9 protein-coding genes are annotated in these 12,885 nt (G+C 35.4%); 5 read left to right on the forward strand and 4 right to left on the reverse strand.

Features of this window, described 5'->3' with window-relative positions:
* Window positions 1-3: 3 nt before the first annotated feature.
* Window positions 4-411 (reverse strand): OsmC family protein, encoded by a 408-nt coding sequence (locus IPJ80_04305; protein ID MBK7912702.1) that lies wholly within the window; start codon window positions 409-411, stop codon window positions 4-6.
* Window positions 412-597: 186 nt separating this feature from the next.
* Here IPJ80_04305 and IPJ80_04310 point away from each other — a divergent pair, with 186 nt between their 5' ends.
* Together IPJ80_04310 and IPJ80_04315 are read left to right on the forward strand one after the other, a co-directional pair.
* Window positions 598-1,458 carry a hypothetical protein gene (locus IPJ80_04310; protein MBK7912703.1) on the forward strand — a complete coding sequence of 287 codons (861 nt, stop codon included), beginning with the start codon at window positions 598-600 and terminating at the stop codon, window positions 1,456-1,458.
* 9 nt (window positions 1,459-1,467) lie between these two features.
* Complete coding sequence (locus IPJ80_04315; protein ID MBK7912704.1) at window positions 1,468-2,028, forward strand: hypothetical protein; 561 nt, start codon at window positions 1,468-1,470, stop codon at window positions 2,026-2,028.
* Here the strand turns inward: IPJ80_04315 and IPJ80_04320 are convergent.
* Window positions 2,025-2,564, reverse strand: coding sequence for a GNAT family N-acetyltransferase (locus IPJ80_04320; GenBank protein ID MBK7912705.1), 540 nt, complete (start codon window positions 2,562-2,564; stop codon window positions 2,025-2,027). The genes IPJ80_04315 and IPJ80_04320 overlap by 4 nt on opposite strands.
* Before the next feature lie 182 nt (window positions 2,565-2,746).
* Here IPJ80_04320 and IPJ80_04325 point away from each other — a divergent pair, with 182 nt between their 5' ends.
* Genes IPJ80_04325 through IPJ80_04335 form a run of 3 tightly spaced genes read left to right on the forward strand, consistent with a single transcriptional unit; the run spans window position 2,747 to window position 8,194 of the window.
* A complete protein-coding gene (locus IPJ80_04325) occupies window positions 2,747-5,776 on the forward strand; it encodes a T9SS type A sorting domain-containing protein (protein MBK7912706.1) in 3,030 nt (1,009 codons plus the stop codon).
* 10 nt (window positions 5,777-5,786) lie between these two features.
* On the forward strand, window positions 5,787-7,298 hold the full coding sequence (locus IPJ80_04330) for a T9SS type A sorting domain-containing protein (GenBank protein MBK7912707.1): 1,512 nt from the start codon (window positions 5,787-5,789) through the stop codon (window positions 7,296-7,298).
* Window positions 7,295-8,194: a T9SS type A sorting domain-containing protein gene (locus IPJ80_04335; protein MBK7912708.1), complete on the forward strand. Its 900-nt coding sequence runs from the start codon at window positions 7,295-7,297 to the stop codon at window positions 8,192-8,194. The genes IPJ80_04330 and IPJ80_04335 overlap by 4 nt, the downstream gene beginning before the upstream one ends.
* A gap of 240 nt (window positions 8,195-8,434) precedes the next feature.
* On the opposite strand, the gene IPJ80_04340 is transcribed toward IPJ80_04335, so the two are convergent.
* Both IPJ80_04340 and IPJ80_04345 read right to left on the reverse strand, forming a co-directional pair.
* Window positions 8,435-9,787, reverse strand: coding sequence for a RagB/SusD family nutrient uptake outer membrane protein (locus IPJ80_04340; protein ID MBK7912709.1), 1,353 nt, complete (start codon window positions 9,785-9,787; stop codon window positions 8,435-8,437).
* Between the two features lie 12 nt (window positions 9,788-9,799).
* Entirely contained in the window at window positions 9,800-12,877 is a 3,078-nt protein-coding gene (locus IPJ80_04345; protein ID MBK7912710.1) for a TonB-dependent receptor, read from the reverse strand.
* Window positions 12,878-12,885: the final 8 nt, after the last annotated feature.

Raw genomic sequence — 12,885 nt, forward strand, 5'->3', positions numbered from 1 at the left:
CTCTTAGGACCAATGAATGCGCAGAACTTCCTTTAAATCCGGATGCAAACTGCGATTCACTGGACATGCATTTGCAGCTTTCTCAAGAATTACTTTTTCTTTATTGCTGAATTCAAGATCTGGCATATAGATGTCAACTTCAATAGAGGCAATCCGACGCGGATCGCTGGCCATAATTTTTAAAACTTCCGCCCGGGCTCCAACCATATTAATTCCATGCGTTTTTGCAGCAATTCCCATGGTGGTAATCATACAACAAGCTAAAGAAGTTGCTGCCAGGTCGGTAGGTGAAAACGCTTCTCCCTTCCCCTGATTATCAACAGGAGCATCCGTTATAAATGTTTGTCCGCTTCGAACATGGGTTGTCTGCGTACGCAAATCACCGGTATATAATACTTCTGCTGTTTTCATATTACAAATTAAAATTCAAAAATAAAGATTAAATTCTGAAAGTCACGCAAAGAGTTAGAAATAGCAGTATGTATTGCTAAATCAGTTATTATAAATCATTTATACATGCAATAAAAAAAAATCCTTGCTTGTACATGAAATACCCTAATTTTGGAAAAACCAAATGATACGCATTTTAGCTAAGCCATGATAAAAACAGAGCGAAGTCAGATTAAAAAGAAATTATTTACAACCGTAAATGCCTCCTTACGAGGTCTGCTTTCTTATTCAATTTTATTATTAGGTATTCTATTATTACTAGGTACCATATTGGACCAGGCGTCTTCAAGTATCTTTCAACAATATGCTGATCAGATTCATAAGTTTAATGAAGGAATCTATTATTCCTGTATCGGATTGATTTGTGTTGTACTTGGATTGGAGCGCGCATTGGATATTTCACGAATTGATCAAGCCCTTGAAAATCAAAATGAAATTTTAAATTCAATAGATACACATATTTCAACCTACCGACAATATAAATTTATTGAATCTTATCATGAGATTTATAATTTATCATTGCAATTAACCGAACGAGCTAAAACAAATATCCGTTCAGTGGTCTATGCAAATTCACCCAAAGCACCTGATAGTTGGAATGAACGGGTTGCTGAAATATTACGAAGAAAATCAGACGCAGGTGTTCCGGTTCAATTTGATATTGTCATCTGTATCAATAAAGATGACATCAACCAACAATTTATTGAATCAACCGAACGACGTTTTAAAATATTTCAGGATCAGGGATCTGATATTTACTTTCACCGCTACGTCCAATATATGGAAAAAACCATTGGATATGATTGCTTTATTATTGATGACACGGATTTAATCTTAAGTTTTCCAACAATCCTTTCCAATAAAACGCAACGGGCCTTGTACTTTGAAAATCAAACAGACACTGTGAATCAATATATCAATTGGTTTAATTCTTATGCTATGTTTGAAGCGATTTCTATGAAAACAGCTTTAAAGAATGCAAGGACTCTTTTAAATTTACCGAATTAAAATGATCTCATGAAACAACTCCTTATATTATTTTCAATTTTTCTGCTTTTGACTAGTTGCACAAAAGATTCCGAATCAAAAGAAGAAATGCCTTTATTTAGTTTTTTATCCCAAAGCGGCACCTCTATTGATACCATTCGCAATGGTGCTGCGATATGGGAATATGGATTTCGTTTCAAACCCTTGAAAACAGGAAAAATTACAAAGCTTGGGATAAAAGTACCCGCTATTAATACATTCAAAGTTAAATTATATAATTTGACAACGCAAACCATAATCGCGCAAACCAGCATTCAGTCAACTAGTGAAGGGGGTGAATTTTTTGGTGACATTACCGATGTCAATGTTAGTTCTGGTGCGGATCTCGGGGTAGCAATTGTTGCAGATGTGTTTTTTAAAGTGCGCAATTTAAATGGCGATGCATTTTCCTTTCCGATTACAAAAGACAATTTAAGCATCATTTCATTCAATGAAGAAATATGCGGACCCAATGGCTGCAATGCGTTTCCTGGAACGACCAATGGTACGGTAATTGCGCCTTGTGTAAATATTGTATTTGTGAAGGATTAATTTGGCTGTTTTTTCAACCAATCTGTTTTTTGCAATTCCCATTTCCAGATTAAACCATCCTCTGGATCTTCAACAGATGTAATAAATTGCATACCGCAATGTTTGAGGATTGCAGTGGAAGCATTTTCGTGAGGCAATGTATGTGCCACTATGCAATCTACCTGTCGATTTTGAAATGCATCCTGTATTAAGGCTTGTGCAAGCTCCAATCCATAAGCATTCTGACGAAAAGATGGGGCAATTTCATAGCCAATTTCAACCCGATTTAAATCATCTGGTTTTCCTTTATAACCACAGGTTCCAATTATCAAATTTTGTAATTTCAATACGGGTAAATAGGTCCACCAATTCGCTTGAGTAGGATCTGCTAGCTGTTTCAAGGTATAATTCAATGGATCCGTTCCAAAAGAGGTCCACTGATCCACTAAATTTAATCCATAAACGGATTCAAAACGATTTACATCTTCAATCAGAAGCGAAACCATTTGCAGGTCGCAGGCTAGAAGTTTTAATCTTGGCGTTTCAATGATATACATCTTAACGTGTTTGTAATTCTTCTTATTAAATCAACAAATTAGCAGTTTCAATAAAAACTCATGCAAGCTAAATAAGTTGGCATAAATCTAAATACAAAGTTGCATTAGATTTGAATTAAGATCGTTTGCCTATTGGTTCGACCTTATGATATTTATTTAAATTAACACTAAACCCTAAAAAAATGAAGTACTTATTAATTTCCACTTTAATGTGGCTGCTTGTGCATTGCAATTTATTTGGACAATCTTTTGATTTTGAATGCCTTCCTGAAGGATCTGCCATTCAAGAATCTGAAATTTCGAATTGCCCGTTTGGTGATTTAAGCCAGGAAGAAATGGATGCTTTACCAGAAGTGATTGTTTATATCAACATTCATTACATTAAAGGCAACTACGGCAATTTTTATCCGGGAAATTCAAACGGAGATCTGAAGGATGGAAACTATTATGGTCACCTGATGGTAAATCATGCAAACAATGATTTTAAAAATTTAATTCCAAGTCCATCCGGCTTAAGCCATAAAATTGGAGATTCCAGGATACGCTATGTACTCTATACCAATCCAAACGAACCAGCTGACCTGTATGGCGGTATTTGGTATTGGGATCAAGAACCCAACGTTTTTCCATATCCTAATGTAATGAACATAGTAATGTTTAACGGAGGTCCCAACGACGAATTAAAAGGAACTGCCTGCGGTCAAAGCGGTTGTTGCACACGTTTAACTACCATAGGTGCCTATTATCATGTTTGGAAAAATTCCGTGCAACCAAAATTTGGTCATTGGGCTTTTGCTCAACTACTAAACCATGAATTTTTACACACCTTAGGTTTGTGTCATTCATTTTCCATAATCAATCCTTGTAAAGACATCAATCCGGCAGTAGAATGCAAATGTGGACCGGGAACAACAACTTGTGGGGGTCCAGCTTATGGCTGTTGTTCATGGAATGGAAACAGCACCAATATCATGAATTATGCGCCTACTTTAAAATCATTGAGCATGTGTCAATGGGGAACAGCCTATAACAATGCAATTTCCAAAAATTGCCCGTTTTTAACATTTTGCGAAACACAAACTGAACCCTTAATTATTGAAGCAGGTTCAATAATCACCTGGGATCATTTGATGATTATTGATCGCCCGGTAATTGTCATGCCTACAGCAAGCCTGATCATTACTTGTGAAGCGCGATTCAGTACGGAAGCTTATGTGGAAGTTCGGCGCGGCGCAAAACTCACGGTAGATGGAGCTCTTTTAACGAATTTGTGTCCGGATGGTTTTTGGCCAGGCATCCAGGTATGGGGAAACCCGAGTAAATTACAACCAGACCCGGCAAATGGAATTAATGGGATCAACGACGCAGGTATTGTACAAGTAATTAATGGTGCCACCATACAGCATGCGCGCACTGCAATATCAACAGGAGCGTGGGCCCAAGGTGGATCAGTCGCCTGGTCACATTTTGGAGGTGCGATTTATTGCGAAAACAGCAGCTTCATAGACAATCGCCGCGGTGTAGAATTCATGAAATACATTTATCCCAACAAAAGTAAATTTATCAATTGCACATTCAGCGAAAGTGGAAATTATGTAGATAATTCGGTAGGAGTTACTATCTGGGAATGCAATGACATTACATTCAACCGCAACACCTTTCGATTTTTAGATGTCGCAGGAATTTTTGGAGTTGACTTTGGTGCTAAAATTTACGATCACAATCAATTTTGGAATCTCCCAACTGGAATAGAATCGTATAACACCTTATTTTATAAAGGGAACTTAGACATAGGACAAAACAACAGCAATCCAAATTATTTTAAGAATAACACCAGGCACATCTATTGTGCTTCTGGAAATGGTCTTGATCGAGTTAATATTATTAATAACGATTTATTCAATGCTACTGGTAATGGGATTATTATTGAAGGATCCTGTCATTACAGAATTGAAAATAATCGTTTTAGAAATATTCCATTGGCTGTGGTATCTGATGCAAGTGGAGATGATCATAATTTGATTAAATGCAACCAATTTGACAAACATGAAAATGGAATTCTCTTCAGAGATATAAATTTTCAAACACAGTTTCTTGATAACTGTTTTCCTGAAAACATTGACATAGGTGTGGTGGTTAATCCAGGTGCTAGTATTAGATCTGAGCAAGGTGACAATTCGCGAGTAGCCAATAACTGCCTACAATCGAAAGTAGATATTTATGTGCCATCTCCATTTAGTGTATTTGATTACTTTTCAAGGCAACAGCCCGGAGCTTTATATTGTGATCCACATGACATTTATTGTGAAACACCAAGTGATAATTTATCAGATGGGGGGTTCAATAATTACTATTTACATAAAATTAAGGTCAATACTTCAATAAATTGTTCCGATAACAAAGAAGAACAAATTGTACCTACATTGAGTATAACCGAAGCAAGATCTAAAATATATTTTGTGAGTAGCCTGCTAAATTTATATCCACAAAATACGACTCTCCAAAATGAATTTCAATTAGCAACTAATAATTTAAATTCATTAATTAAAGATACCATTTCAACTCTTTTGGAATCAAACTTGTATCAGGAAGCAATTCAATTGTTAAATCCAGAACAATCAGAATTTGAACTAAGACTTACAATTGGTTTATATTTAATGATTCAAAACTTTGAGCAGGCAGAAGAATTATTGAGAAATATTCTAGCGAGTAATGAAAAATTAACTACATTTAAAAATGTACAATTAACAAACATCAAGAGACTTCGGGAAAAATGGAATTTCAAGCCAAATGATATTGATTTTCAAAACTTAAAACATATGGCTGATTCAAAATCACCTGACAGAATATATGCCAAAGCGTTACTTGCTCTGGATACAGGAAAATCACAAGCTGGAATTTATTCACCTTCTTCAATACCGTTAAATGAACGAAATAATAAAACATCGCTAAATGAACAAAATCAATTGGAATTATTTCCAAATCCTGTCAGTGGAATTTTGAATGTTAAGTATAACAATAAATTAATTAAAGCGAGTCGTTTTGAGATTTATAATTTGTTAGGTATAAAAATCAAAACTGGTAACCTGGATCATAGCGGAAATTTGAAATTGAACTTTGAAAAATTCCCAAATGGCATCTATATATTTAACCTTCTCGATTCAAGAGGAAATATAACAAGTAAAATTCGTTTTATTGTAAAACAAAATTAAACTAAGACAAATGAAAATACTCATTCCACATATTTTTTCAATCCTTATACTCATCCAAAATGTAGAAGGACAAAACTATTTTAGTCGACATTTTGATTTTGAGGGAGATAATGACATTGCCTGGAATATTACAAAAGCAGGTGATCGATATGTGGTCTTTTCCGCTAATTATTGCCATCAAAACACAGTAGGCTGCTCTGGCCTACTGTGTTTTAATAAAAATTTAGACCTCATTTGGAGAATTCAATTAGACAGTGTTGGGCCCTTATTTGAAGAGTGCGTGACGGCTGATGATCAATTTATTTATTTGTGTGTTACGCCTGAATACAATCCAAATTATGTTATGAGATTGTATAAAATTGACCTAAATGGCAACTTGATTCATATGAAAGAATTGGGACCCTATAGCAAACGAATCTCTCCTATCGTTATGAATCACCACCAGGATTTGCTCTATATGAATGTATTGTATTGGCATGATAGGAATATAAAAGGGTATGATTCCACAGAAATATGGTATATGGATAAAAATTTTGAAGTGGTTCATAAATTTACTGATACTGATAAAAATAAGTATGAAGATTTAACTGGATTCAGACCAACCTTAGATGGTAATTTTATTGCCAGTAAAACCTACTTTAATAACAACGGAATTGTAAGAGGAATGGTAAAAAAATTTGATCCCAGTGGCAGGAACATACAAAACTTTCACCTTCCATGGACCCATGCAGGCTATTATGATTTAGGATTAGAGCATGTAAAACCAACGCGTGATAATGGATGGGTAGGCTTGTGGCATCAAGAAATAGAAGTTTTTTTTAACGATACATTTCCTAGGCAGCCAATGGTTTATAAAATGGATAGCATGGGAAATGTTGAATGGCTTCAAATTTTTTACAGCAAATATCCAAAACGAATCATCAATCTATTTGAAGCATCAAATGGGGATATCATTCTGGTCGGAGAGAAGGAGAGCTCTGGCAGAGTTAACAAATATGTTTTAAGTGGGTGGGTGGTTCGTATAGCTTCAGATGGGAAAATTCTATGGGAAAAAAGTTACAACGATACAATTTCGATAAATGGATACAGTCATTTTTATGATGGCCTTGAAATGGAAAATGGAGATTTTGTCTTTTGTGGAAGCATTAAACCGTTCCAAGAAGCTGGAATAATTTACAACACCGACAATTGGCTCGTTCACACCGATCGAAACGGTTGCATCCTTCCATCTTGCGATAGTTTTCAACTTTTGACAAAAATTGACTTTCCTAAACAGCAGCCATTTTCAGAAGTTCGGTTTACCAATCCTGTTGCAAATGAACTGGTTGTTGAGAGCGATTCTTTCTCATCACCTGTATCAATTACAATTACTGATCTAAAATCATCCAAAATTCTGGAATTTAAAGAAATGCTCCTGCCTTTAAAATGCAATGTAAGCCAAGTTCCAGCCGGCATCTACCTATTAAAAATCCAGGACATGAAAACACATATTTCTAAAACCTATAAATTCTTAAAGACATGAAGCAAATATTTTACTACTTAACAGAACATAAGATGGTATTTACGTGTATACACTTGCTTTGTTTGACGTCGTTTATTACGAATTCAAGATTACATGCTCAAGTTTTAGTTAGTAAAGAAAATCAATGGAATGTAGCCATATATCCAACATTTTCGCCAGAATACAAATCGTACGCCATTAGACTTCTAGATGACACACTGGTTAATGGACTTCGATATCGCAAGATTTATTATTCATACGACAAACAAAATACACAATGGGAGTATCAGAATGGAATGCTTCGGGAAGATACTCTTAAACGAATCTACTACAAAAGTGAACAAGCCGCAGAAGTACTGCTATATGATTTTAGTTTGAAAGTTAAGGATACTTTTAAAATTCCGCAATTTTGCACCTTACAAGTCGTCGAGATAGATACTATAAAACTGAATGACGGACAACTCAGAAAACGACTGAAACTAATGATAAAAGACCAACCAATTTGGGGACATGAATATTGGATTGAAGGAATTGGCAGTCAATTTGGACTCATTAATCATTTTAATTTTTGTGAAACGGATTATGCAGATGTACTTCTATGCTTTTACATTAAAGGCAATTTAATTTATCCGATGTCCCCATTAATATGTTTTATTACTGAAAATGATGAAGCCTCAAATGAACCTGGAATTAAATTATTTCCTAATCCGTTTCATAGCAAAATTGAACTAAACTCAAACAATTCTAATTTTACTTGCTTCAAAATACTTAACATAGATGGACATCTAATGCATCAAGGGCATATAGACAATCCAATCACAAAAATAAATTTAGAAACATTGGATAGCGGTATTTACATTCTTGTTGTCCAGAAAGACGATGGAAATCAACAGGTTAAAAGAATTATTAAACGATGAAAGTCCCGATGTTTATTTGGAAATTGATACAATAAAAACCAATTTCATTTAATTCACTCTTTTAGAAAGCAATTAAATAAACCAAACTATCCTGGTACTCAAATCAAAAATACAATGAGCTATATAGAAAGTTATGTTGAATTCTTACTTACAAGATGTATTTATATTCTAATAATAAAGAATTCAATAATTGCTAATTATGCCATATTGCATTTAAATGATTATGCATCTTATAAATAATCAATACCCTTCATTTTGTCGCAATGCTTTATTGGTATCAATTTCTCGCTGCGGAATAGGTAAAACCAATCTTGGGTCATTGTATTCGAGGTCATCAATTTTAAAATGGTTTCGCTTACTATCTAAAAGTAAGTTTCCTTCAAAACACAATTCCAATTTACGGTCAACTAAAATACGGTTTAGATCTAGCTGACTCACATCCAATTTAGTTGCACCGGCACGTTCCCTAATTGCGTTAAGATCATCGAGCGGAGCTGCTCCGATGCTTGAATTTAAACGAAAATTGCATTCTGCCCGATTTAAATACATTTCAGCCAATCGGACAATTACAACATCACCTCTTGAATCATTAAACTTATTGGTAAAAAAGCGCATACTGGCTTCGGAAAAGAATTTACCTCTTGGGTCATCAGACTCATACAATCCGAAATGTTTGTTTTGAATCCGAATATCTCCCCTTCCCTGAAAATCTGCAGAAGCAAAGTAGGTATTTAAACCACTGATTCCATCTTGTGCGGTAACTAATATTTTAAAAATACTTTCATTGGACTGTCCGACACTCGCATCCACAAATAATTCATCAAAAGACGGAGATAAATTATGTTTAGCTGATTCTATAATTTTATTGCTTGCTTCCAGGCATGCAGAATAATTTCCTTGCATTAAATACACTCTTGCCAAAAATGCTGTTGCTGCAGTTTTTAATGCAAATCCTGAATTTGCGCCAGCTTCTTGATCAGCTAACAATTGCTCGGCAGCCAATAAATCTTCCAGGATTTGATCGTACACTGCTGCAACTGAAGACCGGGCAATAAAATCATCCTTAGAGATGACTCGTGTTGGCTTGGTAACTAATGGTACTCCTGGATTCAAAAGATTGTCTCCATCATTCCATGTTTTTGCAAATACATTTACCAAACCAAAATAAGTAACCGCGCGAATAAATCGTGCTTCACCTTCAATTTGATTTCGCTCTGCCGCATCCAGTTTATCAAGTGCCGATAAAACATTATTAGCGAGATTAATAGCTTTATATGCCTCAATCCAGGTTTGGCTTACTAAATCATTTCCAGTTGTCAACTCTTTACGCCACATTTCAGATAATTCGTAGAATGAACCACCAAAAACAACTTCTCGGTCATCACCAACAAGTTCAGAAATCAATTGAAAACCGCCACCATAAACATTTTCATTTGATAAGGAGTTATAAGCACCGATTAATGTCACTTTTACATCCTGTGCCGTATTCAACGCTGCGTTCTCATCTATTTCCTGACTTGGTTTTACATCCAATTGATTATCGCAGGATGCAAATACAATACATATAAATCCAACTATTATAAAATTTTTCATTTTGTAAATTTTTTAAAATTGTAAATTAATTCCACCAACAATTGTTCTAGGAACAGGAGCGGTATAAAAATCATAACCCTGTGCAATATTATTATTGCTTAGGGCATCTGAGTTGACCTCCGGATCCCAAAAATGGTATTTGGTTATAGTGATCAGATTTAATCCCGTTATAAATAATCTTACATTGCGAATTCTTGCTTTACTACTTAAACTGGCAGGTAAATTATATGACAAACTAGCGCTTCTTAAGCGCAAAAAGGAACCATCTTTTAAATAACGGCTGGAGGCTTCAGATCCGTTAGTATAATACAATCGTGCTTCTGGGATATCTGTATTTGGATTTTCAATGGTCCATGAATTTAATTGATCAATGGTTTGATTGTCTTCATAGAGTCCATTTGCCGAAGCATATTGTCCGATGCCATAAAAATTAATAAGGTTACCCTGAACGAAATTCCATAACATATTTAACTCAAACCGTTTAAATTTTAATGTACTTGAAATTCCACCAATCCATTTTGGAAGTGCACTGCCAATAACAACTCGTTGCGCTTCTGAATAATCCGCAGTTTTTGTCCGATCTAAACTACCATCCGGATTCAATGTGTTTTTATACCACAATGCATCGCCATTTGTTGGATCAACACCAGCATATTCCGCAGTAAAAAAAGTGCACATTGACTGACCTTCCATTGCACGACTCATACTATTAAATCCAGCTTCAATAATTTGACCTTGAATGTCATTTATTTTATTCCGATTAGCTGCCACATTGAAACCAGCAATCCATTTTAAATTAGGTCGATCCAACACAACTGCATTCAGCACAAATTCAATGCCTTTATTTTCTAATTTACCAACATTTTTTACCTGGCTGGTAAATCCTGTTGTTGCAGGAACATTAACATTTAATAATAATCCACTGGTAGATTTTCTATATAAATCAAGCTCCCCGGTTATACGATCTTTTAAAAAGCCAAAGTCGATGCCTAAATCAACCTGATCTGTAGTTTCCCATTTTAAATCAGGATTGGCCAATTGCGAAGGCCTTTGACCTGCTTGTCCACCATACCCTGCATCACCAGAAAATAGACCCAGCTGTGGGAGATTTCCAATTTCTGCATTTCCGGTACGGCCATAACTTGTGCGAATCTTAAGAAAACTAATCGGACTAACTGAACTCATAAAGCTTTCATCCGATACCACCCATCCAAGTGATGCAGCTGGGAAAAAACCATAGCGGTTATCTGCACCAAATCGTGAAGAACCGTCCACTCGTCCACTTACGCTTGCAAGAAAACGATTCATCAACTTATAGTTCGCCCGAGCAAAATAAGAAACAAATCTAAAATTAGTTTCAGTTGATGTGCCACCAATTATTTCAGCAGCACTGGATATTTTTTTATAGGCATCTGATGGAAAATTTGATCCAGATACATTATTACTTTGCAATTCTGATTGTTGATAAGAAGTTCCCAGGATCAAATCCAATTGATGAATATCAAATTCCTTTTGATAATTTAAAAAATTATTGAAATTATAATTTTCAACACGGTTAAATTGATTAAAACCATATCCAAATTCCTGACCTTGATTTCTTTGCGTTTTACTATTAAAATATGATTCTTCTTGCTGATTTAATAAATCAATTCCAAATTCGGAACGGAAAGTCAATCCTTTGCATATTTTTAAAGCTGCATACGCACTGCTTAGATTTCGATGTATAATCGCATCATGAAAAGCGTTTCCAATATTAATTAATGGATTATAATAAAGTGGGAGATTAATATCACCCGGTGGTGTGCCAATTAATAATCCAGTTGATGGATCCTTAAGTGGAGTCAAAGGAGTCAAAGCGATAATTTGCAACGGCGTATCAAAATTATTATCATAGCTGATACGCTTATTTTTTAAACGACTCAGACCCATATTTAATCCAATGGTCAAATAGGCATTGGCTTCATGATCTACTCCAATTCGTCCGGAAAATCTGGTTAATTGATTTCCTTTCATAATTCCAGTTTGATCCAGATATTGCCCCGAAGTATAAAATTTAGTTTTTGCATTGCCCCCGTCAATACTTAAATCAACCTGGGTTTGAGGAGCATTTTGAAATCCAAGCTCGTCCCATTGAGTATCCGCCTGATCGGCTGTCCCATATGTACCTGCACTGATGGCATCAAAAAATCCTTTAATATAACTGGTATAAGAATCTGGATCATTTGAATCAATCCCATCTATGCGATCTGAGTTTGCAGCTGCCTTTGTATAGTAATCTACATATTGTGCTGCATTTAAAAATTTAACTTTTTTGGCAGCCTCAGCAGAACCGGATTGAATCGTAAAATTTATAGATGTTTTTCCTTCATGCCCCTTCTTGGTTGTAATTAAAACTACGCCATTAGAGCCTCTTGAACCATAAATAGCAGCTGCAGAAGCATCCTTTAAAATTTCGACGGATTCGATATCTTCTGGATTTAAATCAACCAATGAATTGGTTGCACCGTAACCAGTGGCAGATAAATTTGCTGTGGTAATTGGAATTCCATCAACCACATAAAGTGGTTCATTTGACGCAGATACAGATGAATTACCGCGGACCCTGATTTGCATAGCCTGACCTAATTTTCCTGATCCTGCATTCACTTGCACTCCTGCTGCAGTTCCCTGCAACAACTGTTCAACACTATTTGCAGGGATGTCACGAACATCTGTTTGTCGGATTTTAGAAATTGCACCGGTCAAATCTCTTTTTGTTTGTGTTCCGTACCCTGTCACGATAATTTCAGATAACAACTGAAGATCTTCAGCAAGTTGGATTTCAATACTTGTTTGATTATTTATTGCCAATTCCTGACTTACATAGCCAATATATCTGCAAATTAAAGTTGCATTGGTCCCTACTTCCAATCGGAAACTTCCATCAATATCGCTGACAGTTCCGGTATTTGAACCTTTAATTAATACACTTGCACCTACTAATGGGGTTTGATCTTTGGCAGATCGAACGGTTCCTGTGATCTGTCGGTTTTGCGCCAGACATAGCTCACTAAAAAGTAGCAATAGAAACAAAATGACATTTGTTTTCATAATTGGTT

This window comes from Saprospiraceae bacterium (genome assembly GCA_016714025.1).
In the GTDB taxonomy this organism is placed as follows: Bacteria; Bacteroidota; Bacteroidia; order Chitinophagales; family Saprospiraceae; genus Vicinibacter.